The 19,881-nt window shown below is 47.1% G+C and carries 18 protein-coding genes; 11 read left to right on the top strand and 7 right to left on the bottom strand.

Features of this window, described 5'->3' with window-relative positions; translation table 11 throughout:
• Nucleotides 1-183 precede the first annotated feature (183 nt).
• Entirely contained in the window at nucleotides 184-819 is a 636-nt protein-coding gene (locus tag AK965_RS13140) for a tetratricopeptide repeat protein (protein WP_099080038.1), read from the top strand.
• An 84-nt stretch (nucleotides 820-903) separates the two neighbouring features.
• Here the strand turns inward: AK965_RS13140 and hmpA are convergent, their stop codons facing one another.
• Nucleotides 904-2,088: an NO-inducible flavohemoprotein gene (gene hmpA, locus AK965_RS13135; RefSeq protein ID WP_099080037.1), complete on the bottom strand. Its 1,185-nt coding sequence runs from the start codon at nucleotides 2,086-2,088 to the stop codon at nucleotides 904-906.
• Between the two features lie 110 nt (nucleotides 2,089-2,198).
• Between hmpA and nsrR the strand changes: the two genes are divergently transcribed.
• From nsrR to AK965_RS13085, 10 genes are all read left to right on the top strand, one after another.
• Nucleotides 2,199-2,624 (top strand): nitric oxide-sensing transcriptional repressor NsrR, encoded by a 426-nt coding sequence (nsrR, locus tag AK965_RS13130; RefSeq protein WP_099080036.1) that lies wholly within the window; start codon nucleotides 2,199-2,201, stop codon nucleotides 2,622-2,624.
• Between the two features lie 117 nt (nucleotides 2,625-2,741).
• Nucleotides 2,742-5,231 (top strand): ribonuclease R, encoded by a 2,490-nt coding sequence (gene rnr / locus AK965_RS13125; RefSeq protein WP_099080035.1) that lies wholly within the window; start codon nucleotides 2,742-2,744, stop codon nucleotides 5,229-5,231.
• A 61-nt stretch (nucleotides 5,232-5,292) separates the two neighbouring features.
• Entirely contained in the window at nucleotides 5,293-6,036 is a 744-nt protein-coding gene (rlmB, locus tag AK965_RS13120; RefSeq protein ID WP_099080034.1) for a 23S rRNA (guanosine(2251)-2'-O)-methyltransferase RlmB, read from the top strand.
• Nucleotides 6,037-6,143: 107 nt separating this feature from the next.
• Nucleotides 6,144-6,830, top strand: coding sequence for a phosphoglycolate phosphatase (locus AK965_RS13115; RefSeq protein WP_099080033.1), 687 nt, complete (start codon nucleotides 6,144-6,146; stop codon nucleotides 6,828-6,830).
• 114 nt (nucleotides 6,831-6,944) lie between these two features.
• A complete protein-coding gene (gene trpS, locus AK965_RS13110; RefSeq protein WP_099080032.1) occupies nucleotides 6,945-7,982 on the top strand; it encodes a tryptophan--tRNA ligase in 1,038 nt (345 codons plus the stop codon).
• Between the two features lie 185 nt (nucleotides 7,983-8,167).
• A complete protein-coding gene (locus AK965_RS13105; RefSeq protein ID WP_099080031.1) occupies nucleotides 8,168-8,755 on the top strand; it encodes an aminodeoxychorismate/anthranilate synthase component II in 588 nt (195 codons plus the stop codon).
• A gap of 361 nt (nucleotides 8,756-9,116) precedes the next feature.
• A complete protein-coding gene (locus AK965_RS13100) occupies nucleotides 9,117-10,328 on the top strand; it encodes an aspartate aminotransferase family protein (RefSeq protein WP_099080030.1) in 1,212 nt (403 codons plus the stop codon).
• Nucleotides 10,329-10,434: 106 nt separating this feature from the next.
• Nucleotides 10,435-11,454 carry an arginine N-succinyltransferase gene (gene astA, locus AK965_RS13095; RefSeq protein ID WP_099080029.1) on the top strand — a complete coding sequence of 340 codons (1,020 nt, stop codon included), beginning with the start codon at nucleotides 10,435-10,437 and terminating at the stop codon, nucleotides 11,452-11,454.
• A gap of 28 nt (nucleotides 11,455-11,482) precedes the next feature.
• Complete coding sequence (gene astD, locus AK965_RS13090) at nucleotides 11,483-12,940, top strand: succinylglutamate-semialdehyde dehydrogenase (protein ID WP_099080028.1); 1,458 nt, start codon at nucleotides 11,483-11,485, stop codon at nucleotides 12,938-12,940.
• Between the two features lie 265 nt (nucleotides 12,941-13,205).
• Nucleotides 13,206-14,003, top strand: a complete 798-nt coding sequence (locus tag AK965_RS13085) for a DUF1338 domain-containing protein (protein WP_099080027.1) — start codon at nucleotides 13,206-13,208, stop codon at nucleotides 14,001-14,003.
• Between the two features lie 86 nt (nucleotides 14,004-14,089).
• Here AK965_RS13085 and crp read toward each other — a convergent pair whose 3' ends face one another.
• From crp to AK965_RS13055, 6 genes are all read right to left on the bottom strand, one after another.
• Nucleotides 14,090-14,722 (bottom strand): cAMP-activated global transcriptional regulator CRP, encoded by a 633-nt coding sequence (gene crp / locus AK965_RS13080; protein WP_005381432.1) that lies wholly within the window; start codon nucleotides 14,720-14,722, stop codon nucleotides 14,090-14,092.
• 238 nt (nucleotides 14,723-14,960) lie between these two features.
• Nucleotides 14,961-15,830, bottom strand: a complete 870-nt coding sequence (locus AK965_RS13075; protein ID WP_099080026.1) for a phosphoribulokinase — start codon at nucleotides 15,828-15,830, stop codon at nucleotides 14,961-14,963.
• Nucleotides 15,831-15,991: 161 nt separating this feature from the next.
• Nucleotides 15,992-16,204 carry a YheU family protein gene (locus AK965_RS13070; RefSeq protein WP_099080025.1) on the bottom strand — a complete coding sequence of 71 codons (213 nt, stop codon included), beginning with the start codon at nucleotides 16,202-16,204 and terminating at the stop codon, nucleotides 15,992-15,994.
• A 33-nt stretch (nucleotides 16,205-16,237) separates the two neighbouring features.
• Nucleotides 16,238-17,239 (bottom strand): hydrolase, encoded by a 1,002-nt coding sequence (locus AK965_RS13065; protein ID WP_099080024.1) that lies wholly within the window; start codon nucleotides 17,237-17,239, stop codon nucleotides 16,238-16,240.
• A gap of 89 nt (nucleotides 17,240-17,328) precedes the next feature.
• The gene (locus AK965_RS13060; RefSeq protein WP_099080023.1) at nucleotides 17,329-17,808 is read right to left on the bottom strand and encodes a TIGR02444 family protein; all 480 of its coding nucleotides are present in this window, start codon (nucleotides 17,806-17,808) and stop codon (nucleotides 17,329-17,331) included.
• On the bottom strand, nucleotides 17,805-19,724 hold the full coding sequence (locus AK965_RS13055; protein WP_099080022.1) for an ABC transporter ATP-binding protein: 1,920 nt from the start codon (nucleotides 19,722-19,724) through the stop codon (nucleotides 17,805-17,807). Before AK965_RS13055 ends, AK965_RS13060 begins: the two co-directional genes overlap by 4 nt.
• Nucleotides 19,725-19,881 lie beyond the last annotated feature (157 nt).

The raw sequence follows: 19,881 nt of genomic DNA, 5'->3' as shown, positions 1-19,881 counted from the left end.
TTGTCTCTGTGAGTTAGCTTCATTCGTGGGGAAAATAGACTCGATGTGGCAAGCTGTTGCCGTTAAGCTTAGGAAAGAGGCAAAATTTGCCTAAAGATTAACAGCCTTTTGCCGATAAGGTTATCAAGCAGAGGAGATCCTTCGCCGATCTTTGGTTTCTTCGATACCTTAAAGAGTACATTTATGAAGTTACGGGCAGTGGCTGCTTCACTGTTATTGATGCTAAGTGCAACCTCGGTTGAAGCTAATATTGCCGATGTGGGTGCGCCAGTTCCTATCTACACCGAAGCAGAGTTGATTACGCTTATTGAACAGAATAAGCACTTACAACGCGTGCGCGCTGATAACTGCCAGTTGGTGGAAGACATCGTAGCACGTGCGACGCGCATTAATTTGCCGTCTTATGAATTCCTTTACGGTGATATGCTGGCGTGGGGCGTCTGTGTAGAGCAAGACGTTGAACTCGGCCTTTACTACATGGAAAATGCCGCGCACCAAGGCTTGCCAGCAGCATTAGAGCAGCTTGGGCGTTACTATTCTCGTGGTACGTTAGTTCAACAAGACAAGGAACGTGCAATCCCTTACCTGCGTGAAGCCGCAGCGATGGGCAATCTAAATGCGCGTATTCATCTTGCTGAGTTATTGCTGCGTGATTACGGCAGTCCGATTGATTACGAAGATGCTTACCGTTGGTTGTATAACTCGGTAACGGCGGATAAGAGACAGCATAAACGTATCGCGGTACTAAGAAATGGCTTAGAGCAGCGAATGCCGCAAAACATCATCGCACGCGCAAAACGACGTGATACCTTCTGGTAAGCAGTTCGGTTAAAAACGCTGATAACTTCATACAACAAAGCCCACATGATGTGGGCTTTGTTGTTTTCAAGACAGCACCAATAGTTATACGACTTTGTGTGGACCAAAACACTCGTAATGGAATTGCCCTTGAGGGACGCCTAACTCAAGCAACTGCTTCGCGACATGCTGCATAAAGCCGACAGGACCGCAGAAGTACACCTGCACGTTGTCTTGCTTCAGCGCCACTTCTATCTCGTTTAGATTCACCAAGCCAGTGAAGTGAAAGTCTTCACCGATCTTGTCTTCTGCGGTTGGCTGGTTGTACCAAATCAGCGAGTTCATGTTGTCTTTTGCACTCACTAGTTGGTTTACGTGCTGTTTAAATGCGTGCTGCTGACCGTTTTCTGCCGCGTGTACCCAAGTCACGGGCGCTTGATGCTCAGCAAGGCTCTCGAGCATCGATAGAGTTGGAGTTACCCCCACACCTGCCGAAACCAAAACAACTGGAGTCGTCGCGTCTACATCCATAAAGAAATCACCCGCAGGTGCCGCAAGTTGTACTTTATCGCCGATGTTTAGCTCATCATGCAGGAAATTCGATACTTTACCGCCTTGTTCACGTTTTACCGAGATACGGTAAGTGTTCTTTTGAGCCGCAGAAGATAGGCTGTATTGGCGAATCTCTTGGCTGTCGAACTTATCACTGTTGATGTAGATACCGAGGTATTGACCCGGTTTGTATTCAGAAACCACTTCACCATCGGTTGGTTTGAAAACAAAGCTACAGATGCTTTCACTCTCAAGTTGCTTGCCCACCAACTCAAACTCACGCAGACCACGCCAACCACCTTGAAGTGCGGCGTTTTCTTGGTAGATTTGCTCTTCACGTTGAATGAATACGTTCGCGAGCACACCGTATGCTTCTGCCCATGCATCAATCACTTCCTGACCAGGAGAGAACAATTCATCAATGGTAGCAAGCAGGTGTTTACCGACGATTTGGTACTGATCTTCAGTAATTAAAAAGCTGGTGTGTTTATGAGCGATTTTTTCTACCGCGCCTAGCAGTGCAGGCAGGTTATCGATGTTAGTCGCGTAGGCGCAGATGGCATTAAATAGCGCTTCTCGTTGGTCACCATTGCGCTGATTGCTCATGTTGAAAATATCTTTCAACTCAGGGTTATGGGTGAACATTCTATCGTAAAAGTGTGCGGTGAGTTTTGGGCCAGTTTCTGCAAGAAGTGGCGCCGTTGCTTTCACTATTTCAATAGTTTGATTGCTGAGCATAATGTCTTCCCATCTAAAGTTATATTTATAATGCATGTTTAAAGTTGTATCTCAAATGTATCTTTTAATCAAGAAAAGATTTAAACTCATTAATTAAAGAGGATCGCAACATGCAGTTAACCAGTTTCACCGACTACGCGCTAAGAACCTTGATTTACTTGGCTTCACTGCCAAAAGATGAGTTGACGAATATTACTGAAGTAACCGACTTATTTGGGGTGTCACGTAACCACATGGTTAAAGTGATCAACCGTTTAGGTCAGCTCGGCTATGTTCATACTGTGCGTGGAAAGAACGGTGGAATTCGTTTGATGAAGCCAGCAGCAGACATTACCGTTGGCGGTGTGGTGCGTGATCTAGAGCCATTAGATTTGGTCAATTGTGGTGTTGAGTTTTGCCATATTACGCCAGCTTGTCGTTTGAAAGATAAGTTGGCGAAAGCGAAAATGGCGTTTCTTGCTGAGTTGGATACTTGCACTATCGAAGAGCTGCTTAGTGACAATGCCGAGCTGCTGATCTTGCTTACTCGTCCTTAGCCTTATTTTCGAGTCTTAAATCTTTTCTTGAACATTCTTTTTTCAAAGCAATTCTGTAGCTTATCCTGAGACTCGGATATACTAGCTCTATACCTTCCTTGCTAGATAGGCACGCCTATGTCAGACAATATTCCAAACGATCCGTTCGCAGATCGTGAGTCCAAGAATTACGAAAACCCAATCCCAAGCAGAGAGTTCATCATTGAGTTTCTTGAACAAGCTGGCGTACCAATGAATCGTAATGATTTGTTTGAAGCGCTGAAACTTGAAGGTGAAGAACAATACGAAGGCTTGCGCCGTAGACTGCGTGCAATGGAGCGTGATGGTCAGCTCGTGTTTACGCGTCGTCAGTGCTATGCGCTACCAGCAAAGCTCGAAATGGTGAAAGGTTATGTGATTGGCCACAAAGATGGTCACGGTTGGGTTCGTCCAGAAGGCAGTGTCGGCAAGGATGATGACATTGTGCTGCCGCATCACCAAATGAAGAACATTATCCATGGTGACTTTGTGTTGGTTCAGCCAACCGATAACAGCAAGCGTGGTCGTCGTGAAGGTCGCTTAGTGCGTGTATTGGAAGAGCGTAATACTCAGATTGTTGGTCGCTTCTTCCTGGAATATGGCTACTCATACGTTGTACCGGATGATTCTCGCATTAGCCAAGATATTCTGATCCCAAATGAGCACAAATCTGGAGCTCGTATGGGTAATGTGGTTGTGATTGAAGTGACCGACCGTGGCTCTCGTTCGCGCGGAATGATGGGTAAAGTGGTTGAAGTACTTGGCGAAAATATGGCGCCGGGTATGGAAACTCAAGTCGCAATTCGTACCCATCAAATTCCACACGAGTGGCCAGAAGCGGTCGACAAGCAGATCGTTAACTTAGGCGAGGAAGTGCCAGAAGAAGCCAAAGTTGGCCGTGTTGACTTGCGTGAATTGCCGCTTGTTACCATCGATGGTGAAGACGCTCGTGATTTCGATGATGCGGTTTACTGTGAGAAGAAGAAGGGCGGCGGTTGGCGCTTATGGGTAGCCATTGCTGATGTCAGTTACTACGTGCGACCAGACACTGCGCTTGATAAAGAAGCGATTAACCGTGGTAACTCAGTGTATTTCCCTTCACAAGTTGTACCTATGTTGCCAGAGGTATTATCGAACGGCCTGTGTTCACTCAATCCACAAGTGGATCGCTTATGTATGGTTTGTGAAATGACCATCTCCGAAACAGGGAAGCTATCGGGGTACAAGCATTACGAAGCAGTGATGAACTCGCACGCTCGTCTGACTTACAACAAAGTGGGGGCGATCCTAGAGGGTGATGAAGAGCTACGCATGCGTTATCACGCGCAAGTGCCACACCTTGAGGAATTGCACGCCATGTACAAAGTACTAAAAGACGCGCGTGATAACCGTGGTGCGATTGAATTTGAAACGGTGGAAGCGAAGTTCATCTTTAATGCTGATCGTAAGATTGAAAGCATCGAACCTGTGATTCGTAACGACGCACACAAGATCATTGAAGAGTGTATGATCATGGCCAACGTGGCTTCGGCATCGCTGGTGGAAAAAGCTAAAGAGCCGGCGCTATATCGCATTCACGAATCTCCGGGTGAATTGCGTTTGCAAGGCTTCCGTGATTTTCTTGGCGAACTGGGTCTAAACTTAGGCGGTGGTTTAGAACCTTCGCCAACGGATTACGCGGACTTGGTGAAACAAATTGCTGAGCGTCAGGATAAAGAGCTGATCCAAACCATGCTACTGCGTTCGATGAAGCAGGCGATTTATAGCGCAGATAATGCCGGTCACTTCGGTTTGGCATTAAAGCGTTATGCGCACTTTACGTCGCCAATTCGTCGTTACCCAGACTTGCTGCTGCATCGCGCAATTAAATACTTGATTGCGAAAGAAGAAGGCCGCAATCAAGACCGTTGGACGCCAACTGGTGGGTATCACTACTCGTTTGACGACATGGACTTCTACGGTGAACAATGTTCGATGACCGAGCGCAGAGCTGATGATGCGACGCGTGAAGTGGCGGATTGGTTGAAGTGTGAATACATGCAAGACCACGTCGGTGATGAGCTTGATGGTGTGATTGCCAACGTGACCAGTTTTGGTTTCTTTGTGCGCCTGACGGAATTGCATATTGATGGTTTGGTGCACATTTCAACGCTAGCGAACGACTACTATCAATTTGATCCTATCGGTCAAAGGCTTATCGGTGAAAGCTTCGGTAACATCTACCGCTTAGGTGATGCAGTGAAAGTCAAAGTGCTTGCTGTTAATCTAAATGACAAGCAAATTGACTTTGAATTAGTCGAAACAAGTCGTAAGCTACGCGGCGAAGGTAAGACTGCGAAGAAACGCGCAGCAGAAGCCAAGCGTAAAGCAAAAGAGAAAAAACGTGCTGCTACGAAAGGCGGCACTCGTGCGACACCAGTGATTGAGCCAACCAAGCGACCAGAGCTAAGTGAAACCTCTGGCAAACGCGATGGCCAAAAACTCGGTGAAACTGAGGCGGACAAAAAGCCTAAGGTGAAGAAAGCACGTAAGAAAAAGCCACACAGTAAGCCGAAGAAAACTCAGCGTACCAAGAGTGACGCACAGTAGGCGAAATAGCCAACCTCATTGCGAGGTTGGCTAGAAAGTGACCATAAAAACAGGTTAAACAATGAGTAACGAATTTATTTACGGCATTCACGCAGTGAAGGCGGTATTGGAACGCGAACCAGAGCGTTTTATCGAAGCATATGTTCTAAAAGGCCGTCAAGACGATCGCCTAATGCCTATTCTGAATGATTTGCAGGTATGTGGTGTTTCTATTCAGCAGATGACGCGTAAAACACTGGACGACAAAGCGTATGGCGCAAACCACCAAGGTATCATCGCGCGCGTGAAACCAGCAAAACAGCTAAATGAAAACGATATTGATGACATTCTCGCGCAGCACGAGTCCCCGTTATTGTTGGTACTGGATGGTGTGACAGATCCGCATAACCTAGGTGCTTGTCTACGTAATGCTGATGCCGCAGGCGTGGCGGCAATTATCGTACCGAAAGACCGTTCTGCACCAATGAACGCGACAGTAAGCAAAGTGGCGTGTGGCGCAGCAGAAGTGGTGCCATTGATCCGAGTGACTAACTTGGCTCGTACTATGCGTACCCTACAAGAACAAGGTATCTGGTTTGTGGGTACCGCAGGTGAAGCGACACACGATATCTACCAAGCGAAGCTGACAGGTCCTCTTGCTATCGTGATGGGGGCTGAAGGTGACGGCATGCGTCGCCTTACTCGCGAAACCTGTGACGATCTGATTAAGATCCCAATGGCTGGCAGCGTATCAAGTTTGAACGTATCGGTCGCATCAGGCATCTGTTTGTTTGAAGCGGTTCGTCAGCGTCTTGCTGTAAAGTAAATTTAAACAAGCACTTACTACAAAGTCAGTCACAATGATAAAGATGCAAAGGATGGGGGCCCATCCTTTGTTGTTTTCGGCTACTTATAAAAATTCTCAGGGAAGTTATGACTCAACAAAATATTAAATTCATCGCTTTTGATTTGGATGGCACTTTACTTGATAGCGTGCCTGATTTGGCCGTTGCAGCTGATCAAGCGGTGCAAGCACTTGGTTTTCCTTCGGTATCTGAAGAGCAAGTCCGTGACTACGTCGGTAACGGTGCGGACGTATTGATTGGTCGTTCATTGAGCCAAAGCCTGACCATCAACCCAGAGTTAAGTGACGAACTATGTGCTCAGGCTCGTGTATTGTTTGATGATTTCTACGCGCAGAGCGGTCATAAGCTTAGCCATCTTTATCCAACGGTCAAAGAAACGTTGGAAGAGCTGCATAACGCTGGATTTGTGATGGCGCTAGTCACCAACAAACCGTCCAAGTTTGTGCCAGAGATTCTGGAGAAACACGACATTGCCAAATACTTTGTCGATGTACTTGGTGGCGATGCATTTTTTGAGAAAAAGCCTAACCCAGTTGCACTCAACTGGCTGATGGAAAAACATCAGATCCTGCCAAGTGAAATGCTGATGGTTGGGGATTCGAAAAATGATATTCTAGCGGCGAAGAATGCAGGTTGTGCCTCATTTGGTTTAACTTACGGTTACAACCATGGTGAGCCAATTTCAGCGTCGAATCCCGATTTTGTTGCTAGCAGTTTGGGTGAATTATTGGATGTAATAGCGGTTTCTGTATAACCGCGACAAAAGATCTTCCAAAATACTCGCTAATGAGTACACTGAGTGAACCGTGCGCTAAGAGCCGCACGGTTTTTCATTTATTTAGATTAAGAAGTCAAAGGAATCATTCTAATGAGCAAACCCATCGTATTGAGTGGTGTTCAACCTTCAGGTGAACTAAGTATCGGCAATTACTTGGGTGCTCTACGTCAATGGCAGCAGATGCAAGACGATTATGATTGCCAATACTGTGTGGTAGACCTTCACGCGATTACGGTTCGTCAGGACCCTAAAGCACTGCATGAAGCGACACTAGACGCACTGGCGATCTGTCTGGCAGTTGGTGTTGACCCGAAGAAGAGCACGCTATTTGTTCAGTCACACGTACCAGAGCATGCTCAACTTGGTTGGCTTCTTAACTGTTACACCCAGATGGGTGAGTTGGGTCGTATGACTCAGTTTAAAGACAAATCAGCACGTTATTCGAGTGACAGCTCAAGCCAATTTGGCGACGTAAATGTTGGTCTGTTTGACTACCCAGTACTCATGGCTGCGGATATCCTGCTTTATGGTGCGCACCAAGTGCCAGTCGGTAGCGACCAGAAGCAGCACCTAGAGCTAGCGCGTGATATCGCTAACCGCTTTAACAATATCTACTCGCCAGATCAGCCAATCTTCCAAGTGCCAGAGCCTTACATTCCGACGGTAAATGCGCGCGTAATGAGTCTTCAAGACGCAACGAAGAAGATGTCTAAGTCAGATGATAACCGTAAGAACGTTATCACGCTGCTTGAAGAGCCTAAGTCGATCATCAAGAAGATCAACAAAGCGCAAACCGATACAGAAACGCCACCGCGTATCGCTCACGACTGGGAAAGCAAAGCAGGTATCTCGAACCTAATGGGGCTTTATTCTGCGGCGACAGGCATGAGCTTTGAAGAGATTGAAGCGAAATACCAAGGTGTTGAAATGTACGGTCCATTCAAGAAAGACGTAGGTGAAGCATTAGTCGCAATGCTAGAGCCTATCCAAGCAGAATACCGTCGTATTCGTGAAGACCGCGCATTCATGAATGAAGTGATGAAGCAAGGTGCAGAGAAAGCATCCGCTCGCGCTGCCGAAACATTGAAGAAAGCGTATGAAGCCGTCGGCTTTGTTGCTCGCCCATAATCGAGCTTAGAGCTTTATTATTTTTAGCCCTCGCATCTAGCGAGGGCTTTTCGTATCAGAGCAAATTTATTCAGCAAAAACTTGCCTTTCTTGCTTGGTATAGCAAAATACCGCCCTTGATTGCCACGAAAGTGGTGATTCATCACTTAAGCATTGCCAAAACGGATTGGAGCCACCGACACTTTATGTTGTTGATCATCGATAACTACGACTCTTTTACCTACAACCTTTACCAATACTTCTGCGAGCTTGGTGCAGACGTAAAGGTGGTGCGTAACGATGAAATCGACATTCAAGGTATTGAGGCGCTCAACCCCACTCATTTGGTGATCTCTCCAGGACCATGTACCCCTAACGAAGCGGGTATCTCTCTACAAGCCATTGAACACTTTGCTGGCAAGCTGCCTATCTTGGGCGTTTGTCTTGGTCATCAGGCGATTGCGCAGGTGTTTGGTGGCGAAGTGGTACGTGCACGACAAGTGATGCACGGTAAGACCTCACCGATTCGTCACAACGGTCGCAGTGTGTTTAAAAATCTTAATAACCCACTGACGGTAACCCGCTACCACTCTCTCGTGGTGAAAAGCGGCACGTTACCTGATGTGTTTGAATTGACCGCTTGGACTGAACTACCTGACGGATCCATGGATGAAATCATGGGTTATCAGCATAAAACCCTGCCAATTTACGCGGTACAGTTTCATCCTGAGTCAATTAAGACAGAACAAGGCCACGAACTACTCGCAAACTTTCTCGCGCGTAAAACGATCTGATCCCGATCACTTTTTTTAACAAATTCTTCATCTATTTCACTTTGGAAGTGGAATGCAAAACTATGCGTTCTATCTAATTGGCGAGAATTATTCATTGCTTGTCCCTCCTGTTAATTCAAGTAATCGTTGCCTTTTATAAAAAAACGCTTCTCAATCCCGAATTCTTGGTGCATAAATACTCATAGATAGTGATTAGTGGTGGTTGTGCTGGGATGCGAAAAGAATAAATCACTATTGAAATGGTTAATTAAATGTAAATACAATGCCCTGATGGCTTAAATGCAAAACATTATTTGCTAGCAAAGAATGCTGGTTAAATTCGCTTATCTGCTAGGCATGCGGTATCAAGAAGGAATGTGCAATGACAACGGAAAACAAAGTAGAGCGCGGTTTATTCGATGAGGTAATGGTACCTTGCTATAACCCGATGGAAATGATCCCTGTTAAAGGTAAAGGTTCACGAATTTGGGATCAGGAAGGCAATGAATACATCGACTTTGCTGGTGGTATTGCCGTGAGCTGTCTTGGTCATTGTCACCCTGCAATGGTGAATGCATTAACCGAGCAGGGCAACAAGCTTTGGCACCTTAGCAACGTAATGACCAATGAGCCAGCACTCCGCTTAGCAAAAAAACTGACTGAAGTCAGTTTCGCAGAGCGCGTATTCTTTGCCAACTCTGGTGCAGAAGCGAACGAAGCTGCATTAAAGCTTGCTCGTCGTTACGCCGCAGACGTTCATGGTGCTGAGAAATCTGAAATCATCGCATTCAAACAAGGTTTCCACGGTCGTACTTTCTTTACCGTGACGGTCGGTGGCCAAGCGGCTTACTCTGACGGTTTTGGTCCTAAGCCTGGTGACGTCACGCACCTGCCGTACAACGATATCGAAGCGCTGCAAGCACACATCTCTGATCGCACTTGTGCGGTGATGATGGAGCCGCTTCAAGGTGAGGGCGGTATCATTCCACCAACGCCTGAGTTCGCCCAAGCGGTTCGTGAACTGTGTGACAAACACAACGCACTGTTGATTTTTGATGAAGTACAAACCGGTAACGGTCGTACTGGTCACTTCTACGCGTACCAAGGTCTAGGGATCACGCCAGATATCCTAAGCACCGCGAAATCACTCGGTGGTGGTTTTCCTATCGGCGCAATGTTAACCACAGCAAAACTGGCTGAACACTTAAAAGTGGGCACTCACGGTTCGACTTACGGTGGTAACCCATTAGCGTGTGCGGTTGCAGAAGCTGTGGTTGATGAAGTCAGCAAGCCAGAGACCTTAGCGGGCGTACTAGAGCGTGAAGCGATGTTCCGCGAAGGTCTAGAGAAGATCAACGCGAAGTACAACCTTTTCTCTGAAGTGCGTGGTAAAGGTTTGCTGCTTGGTGCGGCGCTGAATGAAGAGTGGCAAGGCCGTGCACGTGACGTACTGGTTGCCGCTGGTAAACAAGGTCTCATGGTATTGGTTGCGGGTGCCAATGTCGTACGTTTCACACCATCACTCGTTATCACACAACAAGAAATCGAAGAAGGCTTGGCAAAATTGGACAAAGCGATTGCGACGTTAGTGTAAACGCGATCCCGGTTTTATTGCCAACGCAACCCCCATCAAGGACCTCTGATGGGGGAATTGTTCCTACAATTTAGTTAGGATTTTCTTGCATCTGGAGGGAGTATTGATGCTAGTAGTTCGCCCTATTGCAATGTCGGATTATGACGCGCTGCACACCTGTGCGGTTGAGTCAGGCCATGGATTTACATCTCTACCGGTTAACGAAGAACTGTTAACCAATCGAATCAAACACTCAGAATACAGTTTTGCTAAACCAGACGTGAAAGAAGCTGGTGATGAAGGCTACCTGATGGTGGGCTTTGACTCTGAAACGGGTGAAGTCGCAGGTACCACTGGCATCGAAGCTTCAATTGGCTGGGATGTGCCTTTTTACTCTTACCACATCAGTAAAGTGGTGCACTCATCGCCAAAACTTGGGGTAAACAATGTGGTTAAGCTGCTGACGTTTGGTAACAACTACACGGGCAACAGTGAAATCTGTACCTTGTTCCTACGTGAAACATTCCGTGGAGGGTTGAATGGTCGCTTGATGTCGAAGTGTCGATTTTTGATGATGGCTGAGCACCCAGAACGTTTCTCAGACACTATTTTTGCTGAGATGCGCGGTGTATCAGACGAGAACGGTAACTCACCATTTTGGCAGTGGCTACAAGAGCATTTCTTTTCAATTGACTTCACGCTTGCTGATTATCTAACCGGTATCGGCAAGAAAGGTTTTATCGCTGACTTGATGCCGAAGTTGCCAATCTACATCAACCTGTTGAGCCCAGAAGCGCAAGCCGTAATTGGTCAAGTGCATGACAACACGCGCCCGGCGTTGAAACTGCTAGAGAATGAAGGTTTCACCAACCGGGGTTATGTCGACATTTTCGATGGTGGTCCTTCAGTGGAATGTGACTTACGCAATATTGAATCGGTACGCCACTCATTCCGCGCTAAAGTCAAAATTTCTGAACATACCAGCACGCAAGACTTCTTGATGTGTAATTCATCATTCGAGAATTTCCGTGCCGCGGCAGCAAAAGCGGCTTATGACGCAGAAACACAAAGCGTGGTGCTCGCGCCAGAATTGGCGAATGCACTTTTGGTTGGTGAAGGGGATTTTGTTCGCCTTCTTCCGCAGTAACTGACGACAGAATTTAAGGATAGAAACAATGACACATTGGATTGCAGGTGAATGGGTACAAGGTCAGGGTGAAGCATTTACGTCTTTGTCGCCGTACAACCAAGAAGTGATCTGGCAGGGCAAAGGCGCGACGGCAGAGCAAGTGAACCAAGCGGTTGCTGCGGCGCGCGAGGCGTTTGTTGACTGGAAGAAGCGTCCATTTGCAGAGCGTGAAGCGATCGTGTTGGCTTTTGCTGAGAAAGTGAAAGAGAACAGCGAAAAAATTGCCGAAGTGATTGCTAAAGAAACCGGTAAGCCGATTTGGGAAACTCGTACTGAAGCGGCGGCAATGGCAGGTAAAATTGCGATTTCTATCCGTGCTTACCACGACCGCACTGGTGAAGCGACACGTGAAGCCGCAGGCAACCAAATTGTATTGCGTCACCGCCCATTGGGTGTAATGGCGGTATTCGGCCCTTATAACTTCCCAGGTCATCTGCCAAATGGTCACATCGTGCCAGCACTACTTGCGGGTAACACAGTGGTATTCAAGCCGTCTGAGCAAACGCCATGGACGGGTGAATTAGCCATGAAACTGTGGGAAGAAGTGGGTCTACCGAAAGGTGTGATTAACCTAGTCCAAGGTGCGAAAGAAACCGGCATTGCGCTAGCGGACGCGAAAGGCATTGATGGCGTGCTGTTCACGGGTAGTGCAAACACAGGTCATGTTCTGCATCGTCAATTTGCAGGTCAGCCGGACAAGATGCTGGCGCTAGAAATGGGTGGCAATAACCCGATGGTTATTTCGGGTAACTACGGCGACCTAGATGCAACGGTTTACACCATCATCCAGTCAGCCTTCATCAGCGCAGGTCAACGTTGTACCTGCGCTCGTCGTCTGTACATTCCGTTTGGAGATAAGGGTGATGCAGTGATTGCTAAGTTGGTGGAAGCGACACGTAACATTCGCGTTGACCAACCATTTGCTGAGCCTGCGCCATTCATGGGACCACAAATTTCGGTCGCGGCAGCCAAGTTTATTCTGGATGCACAAGCTAACCTGCAAGCTCTTGGTGGCGAAAGCTTAATTGAAGCGAAAGCGGGCGAAGCGGCGTTTGTTTCTCCGGGCATCATCGATGTGACGAACATTGCTGAACTGCCAGATGAAGAGTACTTCGGTCCACTTCTGCAAGTAGTGCGCTACGAAGGGCTAGAGAAAGCGGTAGAGCTAGCGAACGATACGCGCTTTGGTCTTTCTGCGGGTCTGGTTTCAACTGACGACCAAGAGTGGGAATACTTCGTTGACCACATTCGTGCAGGTATCGTGAATCGCAACCGTCAGCTGACGGGAGCCAGTGGTGATGCACCGTTTGGTGGTCCGGGGGCGTCAGGTAACCTACGCCCAAGTGCTTACTACGCAGCAGACTACTGTGCGTACCCAATGGCATCAGTGGAAGGTCGCGAGACGGTCTTGCCTGCAACATTGAGCCCAGGTGTCAGCCTGTAATCGAGAAATACGAAGCGGTAACAAAGTATCACCGCTTCTATCTGCCAGAGCTATTTACCAAGTTAGGATTCCGGTAAAGCGCGCTGGCAAACGCCAAAGGCGAGCTCAAGACTCCCCAACGCGTGTTGACTGACTGGCATTAATGCCTCACATACCGTCACAGGTTGATGACCGCGTGTTCGTGATTCTGGACAGCCTTGGGGCTGTGAACGAGCGGTCAACTTCCTCTTATCTCTAACTCTACATTTCATAACAAGGAGTCGTTATGACGCCCGATGTGTTATTTGAATCGCTATGGCAAGACTACATTCAACGTCTTTGCCCTTCTGCTGCTAAAGTCCATCAACTTCTACAAGAAGATGAGCCTTTGATTAATGACCATATTGCGCTACGTACGTTTAATGTCGCTCCCCTCGGTATTGAAACGTTGGCGAAACCATTTTTGACAGTGGGTTATAAAGCCTGTGGTGACTACGTATTTGAAAGCAAAAAGCTGGTGGCAAAACACTTTGAGCACCCAGATCCAAAGCAACCAAAAGTGTTTATCAGTGAGTTGAAGGTCGATGAATGTTCGCCAGAGCTGCAAGACATCGTTCATAAACTGGTCGAGCAGGTTGATGCTTCAAAGCTGATTGGCAGCGGCTTCTTGTATGGTGGACGTTTGTGGGAGATTAGTTACGCTGATTTCCAAACGTTGGCGAACGAGAGTGAGTATGCCTCTTGGCTTGCTGCACATGGTTACGGCGCAAATCACTTTACCGTGAGCGTAAACCAACTTAACCAACACCAAGAAGTGAAGCAAGTAAACGACCACCTACGCACAGCAGGCTTCACCATCAACGAAAACGGCGGCGAAGTAAAAGGTACGCCACAGGTGTTGCTAGAGCAATCTTCGACCATGGCCGATAAAGTGCCAGTGGCCTTTACGGAAGGTGTTGAAGTGATTCCTGGAGGCTTTTACGAGTTTGCTAAGCGCTACGCAATGGATAACGGTGACTTGTACTCAGGATTTGTTGCCGCATCGGCAGATAAGATCTTTGAGAGCACAAACGGAAAAAAATAGAGGGCGCTAATCCAGTGTTTTTCTAAAACAAAAAAGCCACCAATGTTTCTATTGGTGGCTTTGAATTTTTTAAACGTTAATCGGAATTAACGAGTCCCGTAAACAACGATAGTTTTGCCGTGTGCAGAAATTAGGTTCTGCTCTTCTAGCATCTTCAAGATTCGGCCTACTGTCTCACGAGAACAGCCAACGATTTGACCGATTTCTTGACGAGTGATCTTGATTTGCATTCCGTCTGGGTGCGTCATTGCATCTGGCTGCTTAGCAAGGTTCAGAAGAGTCTGAGCGATACGACCAGTTACGTCTAGGAACGCTAGGTCACCCACTTTCTGGCTAGTAACTTGAAGGCGACGAGCCATTTGCGCAGAAAGGCGCATTAGGATGTCAGGGTTTACTTGAATAAGTTGACGGAATTTCTTGAACGAAATTTCAGCCACTTCACAAGGAGATTTAGCACGAACCCATGCGGTACGCTCTTGGTCTTCTTCGAATAGACCTAGTTCACCAATGAAGTCACCTTGGTTTAGGTAAGAAAGGATCATCTCCTTACCTTCTTCGTCTTTGATAAGAACCGCAACAGAACCTTTAACGATGTAGTACAACGTTTCAGCTTTCTCACCCGCGTGAATTAGCGTGCTCTTTGAAGGGTATTTATGAATATGACAGTGTGAAAGAAACCACTCTAGTGTTGGGTCGGTTTGAGGTTTACCTAGAACCATAATATATCACTTCCTCTGCAGGGTACGCTTGCGCTATCCGTATTTTAGCTAAGCCCGAATTAGCTTACTAGAATAAGAATACTTTTCTATACTGCAAGCTCTCTTGTGTTTCGGTTAGAAATAGTATCCTTTTTCGAAAACGATTTCTTGATTTTAATCGTGCCATGGTGGAGATTTTGTAAGCAAAAATGTGCACATGATCACGGTATGAAAAGTAAACACTTTATTCGCGAGGTTTTTAACCAATTTTACCCGTTTCGATGAGCTGTTGCAGAATCGGCCTGACGATGAGCTCCATGGCAAAGCTCATCTTACCGCCGGGTACGACAATGGTGTTGTGGCGTGACATAAATGAGCCGTCAATCATAGCGAGTAGATAAGGAAAATCGACATTTTTAATGCCACGAAGGCGAATAACAACAAAGCTTTCATCCAGACTTGGTATGCCTTTGGCGTTAAGTGGGTTTGACGTATCCACGGTCGGGACACGTTGAAAGTTGATGTGGGTACGAGAAAACTGTGGTGTAATGTAGTTAAGATAGTCGTCCATTGAGCGCACGATTGAATCCATCACGGCTTCACGAGAGTGACCTCGGTCGCGCGTATCGCGTACGAACTTTTGAATCCACTCTAAGTTCACGATCGGCACCATGCCAATCAGAAAATCAACATGCTGAGCCACATCGACATCACCATCGACCACGCCGCCGTGTAATCCTTCATAGAACAGCACGTCACTGTTTTCAGGTAAACCTTGCCACGGGGTAAAGGTGCCTGGCATTTGGTTATAAGGTACGGCTTCATCAAAGGTGTGCAGATAGCGGCGTACACTACCAGTGCCATCCTGGCCAAATTGACGGAAAAAGGCTTCCAGTCCAGGGAAGTTATTAGCTTGAGGGCCAAAGTAACTGATGTGTCTGCCTTGATCACGCGCTTTACGAATTTCTACATCCATCTCTGGGCGAGTAAAGCGGTGGAAGCTGTCCCCCTCAACCCATGCGGGCTTGACGTTCATCATATTGAACATCTTACGGAAGGCTTCAGATGTGGTCGTAGTACCGGCACCGGATGAACCAGTAACTGCAATGATTGGGTGTTTCGCTGACATGACAAACCTTGTCGAAAAATTACTTACCCAGCTGAATCTTAGGTAAACAAGTCCATTATTCGTTGGCAATGTGCAGCGAAGTGGCGCTGCACGGTTGATAATCCACTATAGCATGTAACAAGCGCTTGTCATGGAGTGAAATACGGTAAAATGTGCGGCAATTAAAATTTTTGTTTTAACTGAATATCAACGGTTTCATGCAGTTCAGAAAACACGATGACCGCCTCTCCTTTCTCCAGCTGTGATTTAACTTGATCGATTTTGTCTTGCAGGGAAATTTCTACCGTGCCGTAGTCAGTGCCTTCTCGTAGCACAAACTCACGGATCAAGTTTTCTAGCGTTTCTGGCGCAATGTCTTGCCAAGGAATGATCATAAATACCTCAAACGTTTATGACGAATGGTTAGTTTACAGAGTTTGCTGTGCGGATACAGAAGAAAGATGATTCGCCGCGATACTCTCATAATAGGCGGGCAGCACTTCTTCAAGCCAGAATTTAGGTTTTAATGCTGTGCCAGTGAGAAAGCCTACGTGACCACCGTGCTCATACAGGCGGTAATCAATGTTATCGGGCAGAACAAACTTAGGGATCACCGCATCGGTCATGAACGGATCGTCTTTGGCATGAATGATCAGTGTCGGTAAAGCGATCTGCTGAAGCTTGCTTAATCCCGAACATTGCTCATAGTAGTCCTGTGCGTCTCTGAACCCATGTAATGGTGCGGTGATCAGATCATCAAACTCATATAAGCGAGTCACGCGTTTGATCGAACGATAAGAGAGGGCCAGTTCTCCATGGATCAAGTCGTGCTTTTGCAGCGCATTACGCTTAAGTGATGAAAGCAAGTAGCGTTTGTAGACCTTAGAGAAGCCTTGCTCAATACGATTGGCGCACGCAGCCAAGTCCAGTGGCGCAGACACAATGGCCGCGGCACTCAAAATAGGGTCGCCTTTATACTGCGCCAAGTAGTTTGCTAACATATTGCCACCAAGAGAGATACCGACCGCGACTTTAGGGTTATTAGGAAACCGTTGGTTAAGATACTCGAGGAAGTGACGCGCGTCAGTGACCTCACCAGAGTGATAGGCTCGGGCTTTCTTGTTCGGTTTGCCGCTGCAACCGCGAAAGTGCATCATCACCGATAGCCATCCGGACTGTGAGAAAGCATGCATCAAGCCATTGGCGTAAGGACTGTAAAAGCAGCCCTCAAGACCATGAAAGAGGACGAAGATGGGTTTGTTATTGGCATGATGGTTTGCTTCAGACCAAGCTAAATCCAGAAAATCCCCATCAGGGGTATCTAAGGTTTGCCAAACAGGCGTAAACAGTGCTTTTTTACGAATAAATCGTGGTAACAGGGTTTGGAGGTGCGGGTTCTTGATCCCGGCGGCTGCAAAAAATTGTGTCATACCTAACTGCTCTTCCGTGTACTTTCAGAGTTTGCTGAAAGACTTATTAATATAATCCTTTATAGCTTTAGTATAGATATTTTACTGAGTTATGGATGCTGAATGTTCGGTACTGGAGCTGAGAACGCATGTTGGAGGTGCTCACCGCCAAGCTGACGACAGTATCTTTGAGTCAGTGGTTCACCGTCATTTTTGATGAGTTTTAGAGAGTTAATGCAATCAACCAGATCCGATTGTTGCTGTTTTTCGAGTTGCAGTTCGAACTGTAGGGCTTCGCGGTACAGGGCATCGTTAACTTGAGACTTAAGGTGGCGACGTAGTTCGCGAAAAGAGTGGAGCATGGCTTCGCTGCGGCCTAGGCAGTTTTGCACTTGCGGCCAATCTTGCTCCAGGAAGATGACCTGCTGCTCATCGAGCCATCTGAGCAGCAGCAGTAGATTCACATTACCGTGATAGTTGTTTTGCAATGACAAGCACGCTTCTTTCACTTCTCGCACACCATAAAATTGCAGACTGAAGTGCCAAAGGTGTTCTAGGGTTAGTGTGTATTCTGCGTGCTTGGTTGTCATTGATTAAACTCTAGCTCCATCTGCTCTAGTGTTTCTTGAGCAGTCATCCATTCCATCTCGGCTTCTTCAAGTTCGGCTTTGCTCGAGGCTTGAAGTGCTAACACTTGGTTAAGTTTAGCCTTATTTTCGGCTTCATACAGAGAGTTATCTGCCAATTGCTCTTCTGCGTTTGCCAGAGCTTCGCCTAACTTATCCATTTTATTTTCTAACTGTGTCAGCGTTTTGCGAATTGGCGCTGTTTGTTTACGAAACTCAGCGTCGCGTCGCTTTTGCTCTTTTTTCGCCGCCGCGCTATTCACGTTGTCTTTCGCAGGTTGTGCTGCTTGCGCTTCTTTACGCTCAGCTTTCTGCTGTTCTGTCAGCCACTTGTAGTAATCGTTCAGGTCACCATCGAAAGGGGCGACTTGGCGATCGTGGACAAGGTAAAGATCATCGGTGGTCGCGCGTAATAAGTAGCGGTCATGCGAAACGATCACCATGGCACCTTCAAAGGTTTGTAGCGCCATGGTCAGAGCTTGGCGCATGTCCAGATCTAAGTGGTTGGTTGGTTCGTCGAGTAGTAATAGGTTTGGTTTTTGCCACACGATCAACGCCAGTACTAAACGGGCTTTTTCACCGCCAGAGAAGGGGGCCACTTTCTCTAGTGCTTTATCACCTTGGAACCCAAAGCTACCCAAATAGTTACGTAGCTCCAGTTCATTTTTATCAGGTGCAATCTGCATCATGTGTTGCAGCGGCGTTTCTTCTGGGTGCAGCGTTTCTAACTGATGCTGAGCAAAGTAACCAATCTTCACGCCTTGTGAATAAGTCAGATCGCCACCTTGTGTCTTTAATTCGCCAGAAAGCAGTTTGATTAGGGTTGATTTACCCGCACCATTGCGGCCAAGTAGGCCGATGCGACTGCCAGGAACAAGGTTCAAGCGAATCTTCTCTAAGATCAGGTTATCGCCGTAACCTGCGGAGACCTCGTCCATCATCATTATTGGGTTCGGCAGGGCAGCTGGCTCACGGAACTCAAAGTTAAATGGGTTATCGAACTGCGCTGGCAACACTTTTTCCATGCGCTCTAAGGCTTTGATACGACTCTGTGCTTGACGTGCTTTTGATGCTTTATAGCGGAAGCGATCAATATAGCTTTGCATGTGTGACATCTGCTTCTGCTGCTTCTCAAACATGGCTTGTTGCAGAATCATTTTTTGTGCACGTTGGTTTTCAAATGAAGAGTAGTTACCGGTGTACTCATTCATTTGTTGGTTTTCAATGTGAATAATACGACCCACGATAGGGTCTAAAAAATCACGGTCGTGTGAGATCAAGAGCAGCGTGCCCGGGTAATTTTGCAGCCAGCGTTCTAGCCACATTACCGCATCCAAGTCTAAGTGGTTGGTTGGTTCATCGAGAAGCAATAGATCAGAGCGACATAACAGCGCTTGAGCCAAGTTCAGGCGCATGCGCCACCCCCCAGAGAACTGGGTTAAGTTCCAACTCATTTGCGCTTGGCTAAAACCCAAACCATCGAGAAGTTCAGCGGCTCGCGCACGAATACTGTAACCACCGATGGTTTCAATCTTACCGTGGATTTCAGCAACCAATGTGCCGTTATCGGCCTCTTCGGCCTTTTGCAGCTGCGCTTCTAGGCCACGATATTCACGGTCACCATCAATGACGTACTCCAACGCACTGCGTTCAAGCGCAGGGGTTTCCTGTGCAACCCAAGCCAACTCCCAATGTTGCGGTTGGCTGAACGAGCCTGCATCGATCGACAATTCACCTTTTAGCAAGGCAAATAGTGTGGATTTACCGCAGCCATTTTTGCCCACGAGGCCAACTTTATCGCCTGGTTGTATGGTCGCAGAGGCTTGCTCAAGCAATGGTTTGCCGCCACGCAGTAACTGGATATCAGAGAAGGTAATCATAGAGTTCTACTTCGTTTCGCGCGGTGAGCGCATCTTAGTCATTGGTCTCGCGGTGAATAGTAGGGGTATTGGGCAGAAATGTCGATTATTGGTCATGAATTGCATTGTGCAGGACAAAAAAGTATAACAAACTGATAACGATTATTTTCCCTAATAA

This window comes from Vibrio sp. PID17_43 (assembly GCF_002608565.1).
Taxonomy (GTDB): domain Bacteria; phylum Pseudomonadota; class Gammaproteobacteria; order Enterobacterales; family Vibrionaceae; genus Vibrio.
The sequence above is the reverse complement of the archived record's forward strand: the minus strand, read 5'-3'. Positions and strand labels throughout refer to the sequence as shown.

What these genes read in the sequence shown, in the direction of transcription:
- AK965_RS13140 (WP_099080038.1), top strand. Translation starts at nt 184, where the DNA reads ATGAAGTTACGGGCAGTGGCTGCTTCACTGTTATTGATGCTAAGTGCA.
- hmpA (WP_099080037.1), bottom strand. Translation starts at nt 2,088, where the DNA reads ATGCTCAGCAATCAAACTATTGAAATAGTGAAAGCAACGGCGCCACTT.
- nsrR (WP_099080036.1), top strand. Translation starts at nt 2,199, where the DNA reads ATGCAGTTAACCAGTTTCACCGACTACGCGCTAAGAACCTTGATTTAC.
- rnr (WP_099080035.1), top strand. Translation starts at nt 2,742, where the DNA reads ATGTCAGACAATATTCCAAACGATCCGTTCGCAGATCGTGAGTCCAAG.
- rlmB (WP_099080034.1), top strand. Translation starts at nt 5,293, where the DNA reads ATGAGTAACGAATTTATTTACGGCATTCACGCAGTGAAGGCGGTATTG.
- AK965_RS13115 (WP_099080033.1), top strand. Translation starts at nt 6,144, where the DNA reads ATGACTCAACAAAATATTAAATTCATCGCTTTTGATTTGGATGGCACT.
- trpS (WP_099080032.1), top strand. Translation starts at nt 6,945, where the DNA reads ATGAGCAAACCCATCGTATTGAGTGGTGTTCAACCTTCAGGTGAACTA.
- AK965_RS13105 (WP_099080031.1), top strand. Translation starts at nt 8,168, where the DNA reads ATGTTGTTGATCATCGATAACTACGACTCTTTTACCTACAACCTTTAC.
- AK965_RS13100 (WP_099080030.1), top strand. Translation starts at nt 9,117, where the DNA reads ATGACAACGGAAAACAAAGTAGAGCGCGGTTTATTCGATGAGGTAATG.
- astA (WP_099080029.1), top strand. Translation starts at nt 10,435, where the DNA reads ATGCTAGTAGTTCGCCCTATTGCAATGTCGGATTATGACGCGCTGCAC.
- astD (WP_099080028.1), top strand. Translation starts at nt 11,483, where the DNA reads ATGACACATTGGATTGCAGGTGAATGGGTACAAGGTCAGGGTGAAGCA.
- AK965_RS13085 (WP_099080027.1), top strand. Translation starts at nt 13,206, where the DNA reads ATGACGCCCGATGTGTTATTTGAATCGCTATGGCAAGACTACATTCAA.
- crp (WP_005381432.1), bottom strand. Translation starts at nt 14,722, where the DNA reads ATGGTTCTAGGTAAACCTCAAACCGACCCAACACTAGAGTGGTTTCTT.
- AK965_RS13075 (WP_099080026.1), bottom strand. Translation starts at nt 15,830, where the DNA reads ATGTCAGCGAAACACCCAATCATTGCAGTTACTGGTTCATCCGGTGCC.
- AK965_RS13070 (WP_099080025.1), bottom strand. Translation starts at nt 16,204, where the DNA reads ATGATCATTCCTTGGCAAGACATTGCGCCAGAAACGCTAGAAAACTTG.
- AK965_RS13065 (WP_099080024.1), bottom strand. Translation starts at nt 17,239, where the DNA reads ATGACACAATTTTTTGCAGCCGCCGGGATCAAGAACCCGCACCTCCAA.
- AK965_RS13060 (WP_099080023.1), bottom strand. Translation starts at nt 17,808, where the DNA reads ATGACAACCAAGCACGCAGAATACACACTAACCCTAGAACACCTTTGG.
- AK965_RS13055 (WP_099080022.1), bottom strand. Translation starts at nt 19,724, where the DNA reads ATGATTACCTTCTCTGATATCCAGTTACTGCGTGGCGGCAAACCATTG.